The following is a 17,070-nucleotide window of genomic DNA, read 5'->3' as shown; positions in this document are numbered from 1 at the left end:
GATCGCGGGCGCGGCCGGGAGCTGTGCTCCCGGCCGCGCCCCACTTTTCTCTCCAGACCCTGATGGAGTGTCCCTTCATTGAACTTCGACGACCTGTTCTCCAACTTCGGGACATACACGACGACCGGCCTGACGCAGGGTGCGATCTACGCCCTGGTCGCGCTCGGCTACACGCTGGTCTACGGCGTGCTGAGACTCATCAACTTCGCCCACTCCGAGGTCTTCATCGCCGGCGCGTTCGCAGCGATCTGGACCTGGAACGGCTTCGGGCTCGACCAGAACTCGCAGGTCAGCGGCGTCGGGTCGATCATGTTCTACCTGCTGGTGGCGATGATCGTCGCGGCGATCGCCTCCGCCGGCACGGCCACCGTCATCGAGCGGGTGGCGTACCGGCCGCTGCGTAAGCGCAACGCGCCGCCGCTGGCCTTCCTGATCACCGCGATCGGCGCGTCGATCGCCATCTCCGAGGCGTTCGGCATCTGGACCCGCCGCCGTCCCGAGGGCGCCCCGATCCTGGTCAGCCAGGAGCCGCTGTTCCACGTCTTCGGCGTGCCGATCGACGCGGTGCAGCTGCTCACCCTCGGCGCGGCGCTGGCGATGATGGTCGCGCTGGACCTGTTCATCAACCGCAGCCGGGTCGGTCGCGGCATCCGGGCGGTCGCCCAGGACGCCAACACCGCCGCGCTGATGGGCGTGAACAAGGACCGGATCATCCTGATGGTCTTCATCGCCGGCGGCAGCATGGCCGGCGTCGCCGGTCTGCTCTACGACGTACGGATCCAGACCCTCACCTACAGCGTCGGCTTCCTGCTCGGCCTCAAGGCCTTCACCGCCGCGGTGCTCGGCGGCATCGGCAACCTGCGCGGCGCGCTGCTCGGCGGCCTGCTGCTGGGCGTGGTGGAGAACTACGCCTCCGGCCTGTTCGGCAGCGAGTGGAAGGACTTCGCCGCGTTCGCGCTGCTGGTGGTGCTGCTGATGTTCCGGCCGACCGGTCTGCTGGGTGAGTCGCTGGGGAGGGCACGGGCATGACGACCGTCTTGGAAAAGGTGCGCTCCGGCCGCGAGGCGGCCGGCGAACGGTGGCGCGGCGCGCCGCGCTGGGTGCGCTGGGCGCTGCTGGCCGCGGTGATCGTGTTCTTCTACGCGCTGCCGAACAAGGAGTTCTACCAGTACCTCGGGCCGATCCCGACCCCCGGTGCGAACTTCACCCAGGTGATGTTCACCGTCTCGATCTACGTGCTGCTGGCCGTCGGCCTGAACATCGTGGTCGGCTTCGCCGGCCTGCTCGACCTCGGCTACTTCGGCTTCTTCGCCGTCGGCGCGTACACCGTGGCGGTGCTGACCTCGCCGAGCAGCGACATCAAGACGCTGTGGCCGTGGCTGCTGGCGGTGCCGGTGGCGATCGCCCTGACGATGGTCTCCGGCGTGATGCTCGGTACGCCGACCCTGCGGCTGCGGGGCGACTACCTGGCCCTGGTGACGCTCGGCTTCGCCGAGATGATCCGGATCGGCGCGGTCAGCTCGGAGTTCCTCAAGGGCCAGCGGGGCTTCAACCAGATCCCGCACCCGCCGGGCCAGTACGCCGACGGCAAGCCGTTCTTCGGCGTGCTCGACGCCCGGCCGTACTACTGGCTGGTCCTCACGGTGATCATCCTGGTGGTCATCGGGGTGCGGAACCTGACCCACAGCCGGGTCGGGCGCGCCTGGATCTCCATTCGCGAGGACGAGGACGCCGCGCAGCTCATGGGCGTGCCCACGTTCAAGTTCAAGCTGTGGGCGTTCGCCGCGGGCGCCGCGATCGCCGGTCTCGCCGGCGCGCTCTTCGCGGGCAAGCAGAACTTCGTCAACTCGCAGAACTTCGAGCTGCTGAACTCGATCATCATCCTGGCTGCGGTCATCTTCGGCGGTTCGGGCAACATCGTCGGCGCGATCGTCGGCGGTGGCCTGGTGGCGTACATGATCGAGCGGTTCCGTGGCATCGAGCTGCTGGGCGTCGAGCTGTACGAGTACCGGTTCCTGTTCTTCGGCCTGGTGCTGGTGGTCATGATGATCTTCCGGCCGGAGGGTCTGATCCCCAACCGACGACGTGCGGCGGAGTTCAAGGATCGTCGCAAGGAGGTGACCGTCGGTGAGTGACACCGAGCAGACGCCGGTCGTTCCGGCGCAGGCCGGCGCGCCGGCCGTGGAGGCGGTGCCCACCCGGGAGCCGCTGCTGGAGGTCGACAAGGTCACGCTGCGCTTCGGCGGCGTGGTCGCCCTGAACGAGGTGGACTTCACCCTCTACAAGGGCGAGATCCTCGGTCTGATCGGCCCGAACGGCGCCGGCAAGACCACCTGCTTCAACGCCATGACCGGCATCTACCAGCCCACGGAGGGGCAGATCCGGTTCCGTGGCCAGAAGGTCAGCGGCAAGAAGCGGCACCAGATCACCAAGATGGGCATGGCGCGGACGTTCCAGAACATCCGCCTCTTCCCGGAGATGACGGCGCTGGAGAACGTCCTGGTGGGCGCGGACGCGCACAACAAGACGAGCGTCATCTCCGCGCTGTTCCGCCTGCCGCGGTACTGGAAGGAGGAGCGCGAGAGCCGGGAGAAGGCCGAGCGCCTGCTGGAGTTCGTCGGCGTCCGCAAGCGGATGCACGAGTTCGCCCGCAACCTCTCCTACGGCGAGCAGCGGCGGCTGGAGATCGCCCGCGCGCTGGCCACCGACCCGGTGCTGCTCTGCCTGGACGAGCCGGCCGCCGGCTTCAACCCGGCGGAGAAGGAGGAACTGCTCCAGCTCATCCGGCAGATCCGGGACACCGGCGTGACCGTGCTGCTCATCGAGCACGACATGCGCCTGGTCATGGGGGTCACCGACCGGATCGTGGTGCTGGAGTTCGGAAAGAAGATCGCCGAGGGGCTGCCCGCCGAGGTGCGGGAGAACCCGAAGGTGATCGCGGCGTACCTGGGGGTGCCGGACGATGCTGCTTGAGATCGACGATGTGAGCCTGCTCTACGGGCGGATCCAGGCGCTGCACGGCATCAGCCTGACGGTGGACGAGGGCGAGATCGTCGCCCTGATCGGCGCCAATGGCGCCGGCAAGTCGACCACGATGCGGGCGATCTCCGGGATCCGGCCGGTCGCCAGCGGCAGCATCCGGTTCGACGGTGAGGACATCACCAAGCTCCGGGCGGACCTGCGGGTCCGGCGGGGGCTGTGCCAGGCGCCCGAGGGCCGCGGGATCTTCCCGGGCATGACGGTGCTGGAGAACCTCGACATGGGCGCGTACACCCGGCGCGACCGGGCCGGGATCGCCCAGGACCTCGACCGGGTGCTGGGCCTCTTCCCCCGCCTGGCCGAGCGGCGCAAGCAGCAGGGCGGCACCCTCTCCGGCGGCGAGCAGCAGATGCTGGCCGTCGGGCGGGCGCTGATGAGCCGGCCGAAGCTGCTGCTGCTCGACGAGCCCTCGATGGGTCTGGCGCCGATGCTGATCCAGCAGATCTTCGACATCATCGTCGAGATCAACCAGCAGGGCACCACCGTCCTGCTGGTCGAGCAGAACGCCCAGCAGGCGCTGGCCCGGGCCCACCGGGCGTACGTGCTGGAGACCGGCGTGATCGTCAAGAGCGGCACCGGTGCCGAGCTGCTGCACGACCCGGCGGTCAAAGAGGCCTACCTCGGCGTGGCCTGACCGGCCGTCACCCCTCATCGCAAGGAGTACCCCATGTTCCGCATCAGTGGTGGCCGCCGGGCCGCCCTCGGCGCCACCGGCGCCGCCCTGCTCGCCCTCTCGCTGGCCGGCTGCGGCGAGAAGGAGAGCACCGAGCAGCCCGGCGCCGGCCCCAGCGTCACCGCCGCCGCCGACTCGGCGCTGGCCGCGAAGGTGCCCGACGCCATCAAGGCCGACGGCGTGATCAAGGTCGGCACCGACTCGACGTACGCCCCGGCGGAGTTCCTCGACGCCGACGGCAAGACGGTGGTCGGCTTCGACATCGAGCTGTTCAACGCGGTCGCGCAGAAGCTCGGCCTCAAGGCCGAGTACGAGTCGGCGCCGTTCGACGCGATCCTGCCCGGCGTCGACTCGGGCAAGTACGAGGTCGGCGTCTCCTCGTTCACCATCAACGCCGAGCGGATGAAGACCGTCAACATGGTCAGCTACTTCTCCGCCGGCACCCAGTGGGCGACCAAGGCCGGCAACCCGGCCAAGGTCGACACCGAGAACGCCTGCGGCAAGAAGATCGCCGTGCAGGTCGGCACCGTGCAGCTCGACGACATCACGGCCCGGTCGAAGAAGTGCACCGACGCCGGCAAGCCGGCCATCACCATCGACCAGTACCAGGCGCAGAGCGACGCCACGGCCGCCGTGGTCAGCGGCAAGAACGACGCCATGCTGGCCGACTCCCCGGTCGGCGCGTACGCGGTGAAGCAGAGCAGCGGCCAGCTGGAGCTGCTCGGCGACATCTACGAGTCGGCCCCGTACGGCTACGCGGTGAAGAAGGACCAGGCCGCGTTCGCCGAGGTGCTCAAGGAGGCCGTCACGGCGGTCATCGCCGACGGCACGTACGAGGGCGCGCTGAAGAAGTGGGGCGTCGAGGGTGGCGCCATCACGACTCCGGCGCTGAACCCGACCAGCTGACCATGTCAGTCGGAACAGACACACCCGAACGGGCACGGCCGGAACCCATCCAGGCCGTGCCCGTGCGGCATCCCGGGCGGTGGGTCGCCGTCGCCGTGATCGGGGTGCTGGTGGCCATGTTCGTGCACCTGCTGGTGACGAACAAGGCGTTCAACTGGCCGTTCATGGTCGACGAGATGTTCCGTCCGCCGATCATGGCGGGGGTACGCGGCAGCCTCGCGCTGCTGGTGACCGCCATGCTGATCGGCATCGTGCTGGGCGTCGTCATCGCCGTCATGCGGCTGTCGGAGAACCCGATCCTGCGCGGCGTCGCCTGGGCGTACACCTGGTTCTTCCGGGCGGTGCCCCGGCTGGTGCTGGCGATCCTCTTCGGCAACCTGGGCATCCTCTGGGCGCGCATCGAGTTCGGGCTGCCCTTCGACCGGCAGATCGGCGCGCTGTTCGGGGTCGACGACTTCGAGGCGCGGCTGTTCGGCTTCTCGACGGTGGACATCCTGACCGGGTTCGTGGCCGGCGCGCTGGCGCTGGGTCTCTCGGAGGCCGCCTACATGGCGGAGATCGTCCGGGCCGGCATCCAGTCGGTCGACGAGGGGCAGACGGAGGCCGCCCAGGCGCTGGGCTTGCGGCGGTCGCAGATCCTGCGCCGCATCGTGTTGCCGCAGGCCATGCGGGTGGTCGTGCCGCCGACCGGCAACGAGACCATCGCCATGCTCAAGGACACCTCGCTGGTGGCCTTCGTGCCGGTCTCGATGGAGCTGTTCTTCCAGCTCAGAGCCGTGGGTAGCCGGACCTTCCAGGTCTTCCCGATGCTGGTCGCGGCGACCCTCTGGTACCTGCTGCTGAGCAGCGTGCTGCTGGTCGGGCAGTACTACCTGGAGCGGCACTTCTCCAAGGGCGTGCGGCGCAGCGGGCGGGCGAGGACCAGGCTGCGCACGATCACGGCGGAGAGCGGCGGCACGACCGGGAAGGCGGGCGGCGCATGACCGAGCTGACGGTGCCGGCACCGGCCGGCGGAGCGACGGCGGATTCCACGCCGATGGTGCGGGCCGAGCAGGTGCACAAGTCGTTCGGGTCGATCGAGGTGCTCAAGGGCATCGACCTGGAGGTCCGCAGCGGCGAGGTGTGCTGCCTGCTGGGCCCCTCGGGCTCCGGCAAGTCGACGTTCCTGCGCTGCATCAACCACCTGGAGAAGATTAACGCCGGCCGCATCTGGGTGGACGGCGACCTGATCGGCTACCGCGAGCGCGGCGGCAAGCTGCACGAGATGCGGGAGAAGGACGTCGCCGCCCAGCGCCGCGCGATCGGCATGGTGTTCCAGCGGTTCAACCTCTTCCCGCACATGACCGCCCTGCAGAACGTCGCCGAGGCGCCGGTGCTGCTGGGCCGCGAGTCCAAGGCCGCCGCCCGGGACCGGGCCGCCGCCCTGCTGGAGCGGGTGGGGCTGGGCGACAAGCTCGGCAACTACCCGAGCCAGCTCTCCGGCGGGCAGCAGCAGCGGGTGGCGATCGCCCGGGCGCTGGCGATGCAGCCGAAGCTGATGCTCTTCGACGAGCCCACCAGCGCGCTCGACCCGGAGCTGGTCGGCGAGGTGCTCGACGTGATGAAGGACCTGGCCCGCGACGGCATGACGATGATCGTGGTCACCCACGAGATCGGCTTCGCCCGCGAGGTCGGCGACTCGCTGGTCTTCATGGACGGCGGCGTCGTGGTCGAGTCCGGGGTGCCCCGCGAGGTGATCGCCAACCCCCGGCACGACCGGACGAAGGCGTTCCTGGCCAAGGTGCTCTGAGCGGTACGCCGGCGCGGCCCACCCCGGGCCGTGCCGGCCTCCGGCTCGGACCGCACCGGCGTCCGTGCCGGTGTCCCGGAGTGTCGGAGCGGGCGGCTAGAGTCGCTGCCGTGACAGCTACGACGCCGCGCCTGCTTCTCGTCGACGGACATTCCATGGCATACCGGGCGTTCTTCGCCCTGCCGGTGGAGAACTTCTCCACCACGACGGGGCAGCCGACCAACGCGGTCTACGGCTTCACGTCCATGCTGATCAACGTGCTGCGCGACGAGCAGCCGACGCACATCGTCGTCGCCTTCGACGTCTCCCGCCGCTCCTTCCGCACGGAGAAGTACGCGGAGTACAAGGCCGGCCGCAGCGAGACCCCGACCGACTTCAAGGGCCAGGTGAGCCTGGTCAAGGAGGTCCTCGCGGCGCTGCGCATCCCGGTGGTGGAGAAGGAGGGCTTCGAGGCCGACGACATCATCGCCACCCTCGCCTGCCAGGCCCGCGACCAGGGCATGTCGGTCCTGATCAGCAGCGGCGACCGCGACGCGTTCCAGCTCGTCGGCGACCAGATCACGGTGCTCTACCCGCGCAAGGGCGTCTCGGACCTGGCCCGGATGGACCCGGCGGCGATCGAGGCGAAGTACGGCGTCCCCCCGGAGCGCTACCGCGACCTGGCCGCCCTGGTCGGCGAGACCAGCGACAACCTGCCCGGCGTGCCGGGCGTCGGGCCGAAGACCGCCGCGAAGTGGATCAACACGTACGGCGGGGTCGACGGGGTCGTCGCGCGGGCCGACGAGATCAAGGGCAAGGCCGGCGACAGCCTGCGCGAGCGGCTCGCCGACGTGATCCGCAACTACGAGATCAATTGCCTCGTCTCCGACCTGGAGCTGCCGCTGCGCCCCGAGGACGCGCGGTGGGAGGGGTGGGACCGCGAGGCCGTCCACCAGGTCTTCGACACCCTCGAGTTCCGCATCCTGCGCGACCGGCTCTATCAATACCTGGAGGCGGTGGAGCCGGAGGCCGAGTCCGGGTTCGACCTGACCGGCGAGGTACTCACCGAGCCCGGGGCGCTCGCCGGGTGGCTGGAGACGCACGCGCCGGCCGACACCCCGGTGGGCGTGGCGGCGAAGCTCGACACGGGCCCCAACCGCAGGCACACCGCCTCGGTGACCGGGCTGGCGCTGGCCACCGCCGGCGGCGCGGCGGCCTGGTGCGATCCCGCCACCCTGGAGCCGACCGACGAGGCGGCCCTGGCGGCCTGGCTGGCCGACGCCGGGCGGCCCAAGGTGCTGCACGACAGCAAGCCGGCGGTGCTGGCGTTCGCCGCGCACGGCTGGCGCCTGGAGGGCATCCTCCGCGACACCCAGATCGCCGCCTACCTGGCCCGCCCCGACCAGCGCTCCTACGACCTGACCGACCTGGCCCTGCGCTACCTGCACCGCGAGCTGCGGGTCGACGCCCCGGAGACCGGCCAGCTCACCCTGGAGGGGCTCGGCAACGACGGTGAGGCGGAGCAGAACCTCATGCTCCAGGCCCGCGCCACCCTCGACCTGGCCGACGCGATCGACGCCGAGCTGTCCCGCGACGGCGAGCAGTCGGCGCGGCTGATGGCCGGGGTGGAGCTGCCGCTGATGCGGGTGCTCGCCGGCATGGAACGCACCGGCATCGCCGCCGACACGCACTACCTCTCCGAGCTGGAGGCGCACTTCGCCGCCGAGGTGAAGGCCGCCGCCCAGGGGGCCTACGAGTCGGTCGGCCGGGAGTTCAACCTCGGCTCGCCGAAGCAGTTGCAGGAGATCCTCTTCGGCGAGCTGGGCCTGCCCAAGACCAAGAAGATCAAGACCGGCTACACCACCGACGCCGACGCCCTCCAGTGGCTGCACGCGCAGAACCCGCACCCGGTGCTGGCCCACCTGCTGCGCCACCGCGACGTGGCGAAGCTCAAGACGACCGTCGACGGGCTGCTCAAGTCGGTCTCCGACGACGGCCGCATCCACACCACGTTCAACCAGACGGTGGCGGCCACGGGGCGGCTCTCCTCCACCGAGCCCAACCTGCAGAACATCCCGATCCGCACTGAGGAGGGGCGCCGCATCCGGCGCGCCTTCGTGGTGGGGGAGGGCTACGAGTGCCTGCTCACCGCCGACTACAGCCAGATCGAGATGCGGATCATGGCGCACCTGTCGTCGGACGACGCGCTGATCGACGCGTTCAACTCCGGTGCCGACTTCCACGCCGCCACCGCCTCGTCGGTCTTCGAGGTGCCGGTCGGCGAGGTCACCGCCGACCAGCGGCGCAAGATCAAGGCAATGAACTACGGCCTGGCGTACGGGCTGAGCGCGTTCGGCCTCTCCCAGCAGCTCGGGATCACCGCCGAGGAGGCGCGCGGGCTGATGGAGAACTACTTCGCCGGTTTCGGGGGCGTGCGCGACTACCTCCAGGAGGTAGTCGCCCGCGCCCGGCACGACGGCTACACCTCCACCATCCTGGGCCGCCGCCGCTACCTGCCCGACCTGGTCAGCGACAACCGGCAGCGCCGGGAGATGGCGGAGCGGATGGCGCTCAACGCCCCCATCCAGGGTTCGGCGGCCGACATCATCAAGGTCGCCATGCTGCACGTCGACACGGCGCTGCGCGAGGCGGGCCTGCGCTCCCGGATGCTGCTCCAGGTGCACGACGAGCTGGTCTTCGAGGTCGCCCCGGGCGAACGGGAGACCCTGGAGGCGCTGGTGCGGCGGGAGATGGGCGGGGCGCACCCGCTGTCGGTGCCGCTGGAGGTCTCCGTCGGCGAGGGCCGGGACTGGAACAGCGCCGACCACTGACGGGCCGTCCCGCCGCGCGTCGGCCCCGGGCCCTGGCCGGCGGGCGCCGTCCCGCTGCCGGCACCGGGCCCTGCCCGCAGAGGGCGGCAGGGCCCGCGTCGCCGTCGGATAGCGCGGGACGGCCGTGGTCGGGGCAGGGGTGGCCGGTCCGCGTCGTCGTCAGACGTCTGGGACGGCCGTGCCCGCCGCGCGTAGGGCCGCCGCCAGCCGGTCGCGTACCGCCGTCTGCGCCGCGATCCGGGCGTCGAGCACCGCGAGGCGGTCCAGTCCGACCCGGACGCCGGCCGGCGCGGGCGGGGCGGCGGCCACGTCCCCGTCCAGGCAGGGCAGGAACGTCCGCACGTCGTCCAGCGTCAGGCCGGCGGCCAGCAGGTGACGGATGTTGCGCACCCGGCCCACCGACCGCTCGTCGTAGATCCGGTAGCCGTTGTGGGCCCGCCGGGAGTCGAGCAGTCCGTGCCGTTCGTAGTGCCGCAGCGCGCGCGGGGTGGCGCCGGTGGCCTCCGCCAGCTCGCCGATCAGCATGGTCTGCACCTCCGGGCACCGTTCTACCAGTGCGGCGGGCGACGCCGTCACGCGATCACGGCGCCACCGTCGACCGGCAGCACGACGCCGGTGACGAAGCCGGCCGCCGGGTCGGCGAGGCGCAGGATCGCCCACGCCACCTCCTCGGGACGCCCGACGCGTCCCAGCGGCGTCCGCGCCACCTGCCACCGGCGCACGTCGGCCTGCTGCTCCCGTGTGAGCCCCTGGTGCGCGCCGATCGGGGTGTCGACGGCACCGGGTGCCACCGCCACCACCCTGATCCCGGACGGCGCGAGCTCCACCGCCCAGCTGCGGGTCAGCGAGTCCAGGGCGGACTTCCCGGCCGCGTACAGCGAACTGCCCGGCCAGGCCCGCGACCCGACCGACGTGGTGACGTTGACGACGACGCCCCGGCTGTCGGTCAGCGCCGGCACCGCCGCCTGGGTGAGCAGGAGCGGCGCCACCAGGTTCGTCGCCAGGTGGCGCTCGACGGTCTCGGGGGCGAGCGAACCGAGCGGACCGCCGCCGGCCACGCCCGCGTTGTTGACCAGCACGTCGAGGCGGCCGTGCCGCTGCGTGGCGGTGCCGACGATCAGCTCCGCGGCGCCGGGAGCGGTGACGTCGGCGACCAGCGGTTCGATTCCGGGATGACCGGCGGCGGTCTCCGCCAGGGGCGCGGCCCGTCGGCCCACCGCGACGACGTGCGCCCCCCGGGCGCTGAACCCACGGGCGGTGGCACGTCCGATCCCGGTGCCCGCACCGGTGACGACGACGATCCTGCGTTGCGCTCGACTCATGGTGCGGATCGTCGGACCCTGTCGTCAGTGGCAGGGTCAAGCGGACGGGCTCAGCGCTTGAGGGGGTCGTGGCCCCAGTTCATCAGGGACCAGCGCCACTTCGTGTCGCGGACGTCGCCGGAGGGGCGCTGCGCCATGTGCCGCCGGACGTAGCCGACGACCTTGCGCATGTGCCGGTAGTCGCCCTCGGAGAGTTCGGCACGCTTGCGCCGCAGCAGCTCGATGATCCTGCGGCCCGACTCGTGCCCGACCGACTCGCCGCCGCCGGAGCGCCCACCCTTGTGCCAGCCGACCTGCTTCGACTCGTCGGTCTCCAGCCACGTCGACAGCTCGGCCGGCTTCATGTTCACCGCCTCGGTGAACTCCCGGTAGGTGTCCCGGCCCTCGTCAGCCCTGCTCATGGCGCAGCACCTCCGGTCGGTGTGCGACGTCCCGCCCTGAGTCGTCGTTGCGGATCCGGTACTGCGGGTCGTCCGGCGACGCGTTCACGGCGTGCCCGCGTACGTGCGTCCGTTCGGTGATCTTCTCCTTGACCACGCCGTACGCCCGGCCGCTGTGGCTGGCCCAGGAGACGTGGTCACCGCTGCGGAACTCGCTCTGCTCGGCCATGCGACGCGGGTACCCGGCGTCGATGCCCCGAAACGACGACCGCTATGGCGTGATGTCGGCGATCGGCAGCTTGATCTCGAATGGTTCGACCAGCTCGATCAGCTCCGCGCTGTCGGCGATCAGTTCGTACTGTCGCTCACCGCCCGGCCCGAGCCGATCGCCCCGCCGGTAGGCGTAGAGGTGGATGGGGTCCTGCTCGATCCGCCAGTAGAAGGGGATGCCGGCGGCGGCGTACTCGCCGGGCTTGGCGAACCGGTCGATGCGGCGGGTGCCGGGCGAGACGATCTCCACCGCGAGTACCACGTCCTCCGGACGCAGCAGGGAGCGGCCGGACGGCACCTCGGCCTTTCGCAGCAACACGTCCGGCTGGCGGCTGGTGTTCGTGTTCAGCGCGACGCCGACCGCCTGGGCGACCCGCAGGTGCTCGGGCGTGTGCTGCAGCAGCCAGTGCGCGAGCAACAGAGAGATGTCCTGGTGGCCCAGGGTGGGGGAGGGTGTCACCTGGATGACTCCGTCGACGAGTTCGACGCGGGGGGCGTCGTCCGGCAGGTTGAGCAGGTCCTCCAGCGTGTAGTCGGCACGCTGCTGCCGGATCGGGTCAGGACACCATGGGCCAGGTGGTGTCGCGATCGGCTCGGCGCTCACCGGCTCAGCGTAACCCCGTGGCCCGCCCCGGACGTCGCACCGGCTGTCCGTCGCTCAGGCGGGTCTCTCCGCGACGAAGATGGCGGTGCCGGGGAATAGGCGGCCGCGCAGCGGGCTCCACTGCCCCCAGATCCCCTCGTGCCCCTCGGGCCACTCCGGTTCCACGAGGTCGAGCAGGCGGAACCCGGCGCCCACGAGCTCGCGGACCCGGTCGCCGAGCGTGCGGTGCTGCTCGACGTAGGTGGCGTCGCCGGCCTCGTCCTGCTCCACGTAGGGGGAGCGGTCGAAGTACGAGTGCACCGCGGTCAGCCCGCCCTCGCCGGGGTCGTCGAGGAAGATCCACCGCATCGGGTGGGTCACCGAGAACACCCACCGGCCGCCGGGGCGCAGCACCCGGAACACCTCGCGCATGACCGCCGCCGAGTCGGCCACGAACGGGACCGCCCCGAACGCCGTGCAGGCCGTGTCGAACGCGGCGTCGGCGAAGGGCAGTGCCAGCGCGTCGGCCTGCACGAGCGGCACGCGTACGCCGGTGCGTCCGGCCGCCAGCGCGGCGTGCCGCAGCATGCCGGCGGAGAGGTCCAGGGCGACCGGGCGGGCCCCCTGGGTGGCGAGCCACCGCGCGGCGGCGGCGGCCCCGCAGCCGAGTTCCAGCACCCGCCGTCCGGCCAGGTCGCCCAGCAGCCGTACGTCGGCCTCGCGCACGCCCTCCGGACACCAGACGAAGTCCAGGTCGCCGAGGAAACGGCCGTGCTCGGCCTGGTAGTCGTCGGCGTCGGCGTCCCACCAGCTGCGGTTCGCCCGGCGGGCCTCGGCGTTGCCGACCCGGCGCCGGGTCACCCGGCTGTCGTCATCCACCCGCCCACGCTAGCCCCGCGTGCGCCGTGCGCCGGGCGACCCCCGGAGTGCGGGGTACGGCGCCCGGCGCTACCGTTCACCGGTGATGCCCCTGTGACGGACGCGACACCTGCGACGCCTTCCTGCCGATATCTCCGCTTTCGCAGCTGACGAGGCGGCGAGAGGACGGGAGGGCTTGCACGCTGTGGTAATGCAGCGGGTAGGCTAGATGATGCGCTCGCGGATCGTGTGCCTCGGCAGGGAGCAGGTGCGCGGTCTCCGGGACCACTGGCGGAGCCACATCCATGATCTCACGCGATGATCTTTCGGTGTGCCCGGCGACGGATCCGCTGGCGCGAACAGGTCACCGCGACACACCAGCCTGCTGTGACACACCATCCGACCGGAGCAACCGCCCACATGACGAGCAGCATCGAGGCCCCCTCGAGCGCCACCCGGGTCACCCACGACGATCTCGGTTCCGAGGAGGCTTTCCTCGCCGCGATCGACGAGACCATCAAGTACTTCAACGACGGCGACATTGTCGAAGGCACCGTCGTCAAGGTCGATCGGGACGAGGTCCTGCTCGACATCGGCTACAAGACCGAGGGTGTCATCCCCTCTCGGGAGTTGTCGATCAAGCACGACGTGGACCCGGCCGAGGTCGTTTCGGTTGGTGACCACATCGAGGCCCTGGTCCTCCAGAAGGAGGACAAGGAGGGTCGTCTGATCCTCTCCAAGAAGCGGGCGCAGTACGAGCGGGCCTGGGGCACCATCGAGAAGATCAAGGACGAGGACGGGGTCGTCCGCGGCTCGGTCATCGAGGTGGTCAAGGGTGGTCTCATCCTCGACATCGGGCTGCGGGGCTTCCTGCCCGCCTCCCTGGTCGAGATGCGTCGGGTGCGCGACCTGCAGCCGTACGTCGGGCGCGAGCTCGAAGCCAAGATCATCGAGCTGGACAAGAACCGCAACAACGTGGTCCTGTCCCGCCGGGCCTGGCTGGAGCAGACGCAGTCCGAGGTGCGCACCGAGTTCCTCAACAAGCTGCAGAAGGGCCAGGTCCGCAAGGGCGTCGTGTCCTCGATCGTCAACTTCGGCGCGTTCGTCGACCTGGGCGGCGTGGACGGCCTCGTGCACGTCTCCGAGCTGTCCTGGAAGCACATCGACCACCCGTCCGAGGTCGTCGAGGTGGGCCAGGAGGTCGAGGTCGAGGTCCTGGACGTCGACCTGGACCGCGAGCGGGTCTCGCTGTCGCTGAAGGCGACGCAGGAGGACCCGTGGCGTCAGTTCGCCCGCACCCACGCGATCCAGCAGATCGTGCCGGGTAAGGTCACCAAGCTGGTGCCGTTCGGCGCCTTCGTCCGGGTGGACGACGGCATCGAGGGCCTGGTCCACATCTCCGAGCTGGCCGAGCGCCACGTGGAGATCCCGGAGCAGGTCGTCCAGGTCGGCTCCGAGGTCATGGTCAAGGTCATCGACATCGACCTGGAGCGCCGCCGGATCTCGCTGTCGCTCAAGCAGGCCAACGAGGGCTTCGTCGAGGGCGAGGAGCACTTCGACCCGACCCTCTACGGCATGGCCGCGACGTACGACGCCGAGGGCAACTACATCTACCCGGAGGGCTTCGACCCGGAGACGGGCGAGTGGCTCGAGGGGTACGACAAGCAGCGCGAGACCTGGGAGAACCAGTACGCCGAGGCGCGTCAGCGCTGGGAGGCCCACACCAAGCAGGTGCAGACCTCCCGGGCCGCCGACGCCGAGGCCGCTGCCAACCCGGCTCCGCCCGTCACCGGTGGTGGCACCACCACCTCGACCAGCGCGGCCCCGAGCCGTCAGGCCGAGGAGCCGGCCGGCACCCTGGCCACCGACGAGGCGCTCGCCGCTCTGCGGGAGAAGCTCGCCGGCGGCAAGTGACCCGCTGAACGACGACGGGCCCCGTCCCCGCGATCGCGAGATCGCCGGGGGCGGGGCTCCCGTCTTTCCGCAGCCGCTCCGCCACCGCCGCGCCCTCGCCGCACCTACGCACCCGACGCGGGGGCGACCGGTTGCCTCAGGATGGTGCGTTGCCGCTCGGGCGCGACCCGGCGGAAGTCGCTGAGGTAGATCTCGTGGTGTCTGCCCACCATCCGCAGCCCGTTGCCCGGGACGAACTCACCGTGCAGCCGCGCCAGCACCTCGGCCTCGTCGTCGAAGGAACCGACGTGCAGCGTCTGCACGCACCGTCCCTCGGACAGTGTCGCCAGGCGGACGTCGTCGAGACGCGACGGACGGTTCCTGGCCCCGGCCTGCTCGACGGCGGCGGTGAACAGGTCCTGGCCGATCCAGTCCGGGACCATGATCATCAGCGTCCAGTCCCACCGTTCCTTGTCGCGCCGGGCGGTGAACGACTCCATGTCCTCGGCCCACCACAGGCCCTCCAGGGGCGGGACGACGTAGTCCCGGCCGAGGTCCCGCCTGCTGGCGAACTTCAGCTTGTAGGCCACCGGGTAGAGGGCTTCGATGGCCCCGGTGAACGCCGGTGCCCCGTTCGGGTCGCCGTGGCCGTCGACCATGAGGTACCGCGTGTCGGGCACGTCCACGATCCGGAACTGCCCGCGCCCGGCCTGATAGGCGTCGAGCGTCTTCTTGAAGTCGGTCTTGTCAGTCATCAGGCACCTGGGCTCGGGCGGCGAGCCACTGCCTTTCCGCCTCCAGGAGGCTCAGCGAGTACGAGAAGACCTCCCGCGCCGGGTGCGGGAGGGGGGCCTGCGCCTGCTGCGCCGACCGGAGCGACCCGATGCGGGCCTCGACCCCCGCCAGCCGGGTGCGCAGCGCCTGCGCGTACTCGCGGTCGGAGAGCAGGGGCAGGTTGGCGATGCCGACGAGGAGCGGGTGCCGGACCGGCTGCGGTTGCTCGATGAGCGCCAGCGCGGTGCGCGCCGCGGCCGCCCGGCCCTCGGCGGTGGCGTGGAACACCTGGCGGGACTTCGGAGCGGCGGGAGCCTCGGGTACGTGGACCAGGCCGCGCCTGTCCAGCTTGGCGAGCAGGTAGTAGATCGAGGAGAACCCGACGTCGGACCACTGCCGGATGCCGCGTCGCGCGATCACCTGCTCCAGGTCGTAGCCGTGCCGGGGTCGTTCGATGAGCAGGCCCAGCACGGTCAGCTCGGCGGTGGTCAGCTCCACGGGCCCTATCCTAGTACTAGAATAGGCTCCGGGAGGACCGGCCGGGGTGCCCCCGGTGCCGGCGGCGCGGTGATCATCCGGTTGACTGGTGCAGTGCTGAAGGTGGGACTGACCGGAGGAATCGGGTCCGGCAAGAGCGCCGTGGCGAGGCGACTGACCGAGCGCGGCGCGGTGGTGATCGACTCCGACCGCATCGCCCGGGAGGTCGTGGCACCGGGCACGGAAGGGCTGGCCGAGATCGTCGCGGCCTTCTCCGAGCGGGTCCTCGACGCCGACGGCGTCCTCGACCGGGCGGCGCTGGGCGCGCTGGTGTTCGCCGACGAGACGGCGCGCCGCCGGCTGGAGGCGATCACCCATCCCCGCGTACGGGCCCGCGCCGCCGAGCTGGCCGCCGCGGCGGCACCCGACGCGATCGTGGTCAACGATGTGCCGCTGCTGGTGGAGGTGGGGCTCGCGCCCACGTACCACCTGGTGGTGGTGGTGCAGACGGAGGTGGCCACCCGGTTGGCGCGGCTGGCCCGCGACCGGGGGATGGACCGGGCGGAGGCCGAGCGGCGGATCGCCGCGCAGGCCGACGACGCCCGGCGGCGGGGCGCGGCGGACGTGCTGCTGACCAACGACGGCAGCCTCGACGACCTGCACGCGGCCGTCGACGCGCTGTGGCGCGAGCGGCTGCGGCCCTTTGAGGCGAACCTGCGCGAGCGGCGGGCGGCCGGATCGGAGCACGTCGTCCTGACCGAGGCCGACCCGACCTGGCCCCAGCAGTACGCGCGGCTGGCCGCCCGGATCCGGCACGCGCTCGCCCCCGCCGACCTGCGTATCGACCACATCGGCTCGACCGCGGTCCCGGGGCTCGCCGCCAGGGACGTGATCGACATCCAGCTCACCGTCCCGACCCTCGCCGACGCGGACGGACCGCTGGCCGAACGGCTCGCGGAGGCGGGCTTCCCGCGCCTGCCCGGCGAATGGTGGGACGATCCCCGCCCACCCGGCAGCGGCCGGTGGGAGAAGCGGCTGCACGGCAGCGCCGACCCGGGCCGCCCCGTGCACCTGCACGTCCGCCCGGCCGACGCGCCCGGCTGGCGGTACGCGCTGCTGATGCGCGACCACCTGCGTGCCGACCCGGACCAGCGGTCGGCCTACCTGGCGCTGAAGCGGGAGCTGGCGGCCTCCGCTCCGGACAGCGCCACCTGGACCACCGCGAAGGACCCGTGGTTCGACGAGGAGCACCTGCGCGCCGAGCAGTGGGCGGCGCAGACCGGCTGGCGTCCCTGA

General features: G+C 71.2%; 18 protein-coding genes. 10 read left to right on the top strand and 8 right to left on the bottom strand.

Features of this window, described 5'->3' with window-relative positions; translation table 11 throughout:
- The first annotated feature begins 78 nt into the window (after positions 1-78).
- From AC0OO9_RS05225 to polA, 8 genes are all read left to right on the top strand, one after another.
- On the top strand, positions 79-1,029 hold the full coding sequence (locus tag AC0OO9_RS05225) for a branched-chain amino acid ABC transporter permease (protein WP_484515988.1): 951 nt from the start codon (positions 79-81) through the stop codon (positions 1,027-1,029).
- Positions 1,026-2,135 carry a branched-chain amino acid ABC transporter permease gene (locus AC0OO9_RS05220; protein ID WP_121400628.1) on the top strand — a complete coding sequence of 370 codons (1,110 nt, stop codon included), beginning with the start codon at positions 1,026-1,028 and terminating at the stop codon, positions 2,133-2,135. Before AC0OO9_RS05225 ends, AC0OO9_RS05220 begins: the two co-directional genes overlap by 4 nt.
- Positions 2,128-2,973: an ABC transporter ATP-binding protein gene (locus tag AC0OO9_RS05215; RefSeq protein ID WP_484515986.1), complete on the top strand. Its 846-nt coding sequence runs from the start codon at positions 2,128-2,130 to the stop codon at positions 2,971-2,973. The genes AC0OO9_RS05220 and AC0OO9_RS05215 overlap by 8 nt, the downstream gene beginning before the upstream one ends.
- Positions 2,963-3,673, top strand: a complete 711-nt coding sequence (locus AC0OO9_RS05210) for an ABC transporter ATP-binding protein (protein WP_357579255.1) — start codon at positions 2,963-2,965, stop codon at positions 3,671-3,673. The genes AC0OO9_RS05215 and AC0OO9_RS05210 overlap by 11 nt, the downstream gene beginning before the upstream one ends.
- Before the next feature lie 33 nt (positions 3,674-3,706).
- On the top strand, positions 3,707-4,618 hold the full coding sequence (locus AC0OO9_RS05205) for an ABC transporter substrate-binding protein (protein WP_484515983.1): 912 nt from the start codon (positions 3,707-3,709) through the stop codon (positions 4,616-4,618).
- A gap of 2 nt (positions 4,619-4,620) precedes the next feature.
- Complete coding sequence (locus tag AC0OO9_RS05200; protein ID WP_101411740.1) at positions 4,621-5,601, top strand: amino acid ABC transporter permease; 981 nt, start codon at positions 4,621-4,623, stop codon at positions 5,599-5,601.
- Positions 5,598-6,407 carry an amino acid ABC transporter ATP-binding protein gene (locus tag AC0OO9_RS05195; protein WP_101411738.1) on the top strand — a complete coding sequence of 270 codons (810 nt, stop codon included), beginning with the start codon at positions 5,598-5,600 and terminating at the stop codon, positions 6,405-6,407. Before AC0OO9_RS05200 ends, AC0OO9_RS05195 begins: the two co-directional genes overlap by 4 nt.
- 110 nt (positions 6,408-6,517) lie before the next feature.
- Entirely contained in the window at positions 6,518-9,217 is a 2,700-nt protein-coding gene (gene polA / locus AC0OO9_RS05190) for a DNA polymerase I (RefSeq protein ID WP_484515980.1), read from the top strand.
- A gap of 159 nt (positions 9,218-9,376) precedes the next feature.
- Here polA and AC0OO9_RS05185 read toward each other — a convergent pair whose 3' ends face one another.
- The 6 genes from AC0OO9_RS05185 to AC0OO9_RS05160 are packed head-to-tail and all read right to left on the bottom strand — an operon-like array spanning position 9,377 to position 12,651.
- Positions 9,377-9,742: a MerR family transcriptional regulator gene (locus tag AC0OO9_RS05185; RefSeq protein WP_484517855.1), complete on the bottom strand. Its 366-nt coding sequence runs from the start codon at positions 9,740-9,742 to the stop codon at positions 9,377-9,379.
- A 47-nt stretch (positions 9,743-9,789) separates the two neighbouring features.
- Positions 9,790-10,539, bottom strand: coding sequence for an SDR family NAD(P)-dependent oxidoreductase (locus tag AC0OO9_RS05180; protein WP_484515978.1), 750 nt, complete (start codon positions 10,537-10,539; stop codon positions 9,790-9,792).
- Positions 10,540-10,589: 50 nt separating this feature from the next.
- A complete protein-coding gene (locus AC0OO9_RS05175) occupies positions 10,590-10,940 on the bottom strand; it encodes a DUF3140 domain-containing protein (RefSeq protein WP_132236459.1) in 351 nt (116 codons plus the stop codon).
- Positions 10,927-11,148, bottom strand: a complete 222-nt coding sequence (locus AC0OO9_RS05170) for a hypervirulence associated TUDOR domain-containing protein (RefSeq protein ID WP_311413586.1) — start codon at positions 11,146-11,148, stop codon at positions 10,927-10,929. The genes AC0OO9_RS05175 and AC0OO9_RS05170 overlap by 14 nt, the downstream gene beginning before the upstream one ends.
- 42 nt (positions 11,149-11,190) lie before the next feature.
- The gene (locus tag AC0OO9_RS05165) at positions 11,191-11,793 is read right to left on the bottom strand and encodes a Uma2 family endonuclease (protein WP_484515975.1); all 603 of its coding nucleotides are present in this window, start codon (positions 11,791-11,793) and stop codon (positions 11,191-11,193) included.
- A 54-nt stretch (positions 11,794-11,847) separates the two neighbouring features.
- Positions 11,848-12,651 carry a class I SAM-dependent methyltransferase gene (locus AC0OO9_RS05160; RefSeq protein ID WP_484515973.1) on the bottom strand — a complete coding sequence of 268 codons (804 nt, stop codon included), beginning with the start codon at positions 12,649-12,651 and terminating at the stop codon, positions 11,848-11,850.
- Positions 12,652-12,948: 297 nt separating this feature from the next.
- Between AC0OO9_RS05160 and rpsA the strand changes: the two genes are divergently transcribed.
- The gene (rpsA, locus tag AC0OO9_RS05155) at positions 12,949-14,544 is read left to right on the top strand and encodes a 30S ribosomal protein S1 (protein WP_421451877.1); all 1,596 of its coding nucleotides are present in this window, start codon (positions 12,949-12,951) and stop codon (positions 14,542-14,544) included.
- Positions 14,545-14,648: 104 nt separating this feature from the next.
- Here the strand turns inward: rpsA and AC0OO9_RS05150 are convergent, their stop codons facing one another.
- Both AC0OO9_RS05150 and AC0OO9_RS05145 read right to left on the bottom strand, forming a co-directional pair.
- Positions 14,649-15,278, bottom strand: a complete 630-nt coding sequence (locus tag AC0OO9_RS05150) for a GyrI-like domain-containing protein (RefSeq protein WP_484515971.1) — start codon at positions 15,276-15,278, stop codon at positions 14,649-14,651.
- Positions 15,271-15,795, bottom strand: a complete 525-nt coding sequence (locus AC0OO9_RS05145) for a PadR family transcriptional regulator (RefSeq protein ID WP_484515969.1) — start codon at positions 15,793-15,795, stop codon at positions 15,271-15,273. Before AC0OO9_RS05145 ends, AC0OO9_RS05150 begins: the two co-directional genes overlap by 8 nt.
- A 93-nt stretch (positions 15,796-15,888) precedes the next feature.
- Here AC0OO9_RS05145 and coaE point away from each other — a divergent pair, with 93 nt between their 5' ends.
- Positions 15,889-17,070, top strand: coding sequence for a dephospho-CoA kinase (gene coaE / locus AC0OO9_RS05140; RefSeq protein WP_484515967.1), 1,182 nt, complete (start codon positions 15,889-15,891; stop codon positions 17,068-17,070).

Source organism: Micromonospora sp. USAFONa4 (assembly GCF_057197825.1).
This window is presented reverse-complemented; position numbering and strand designations above follow the sequence as displayed.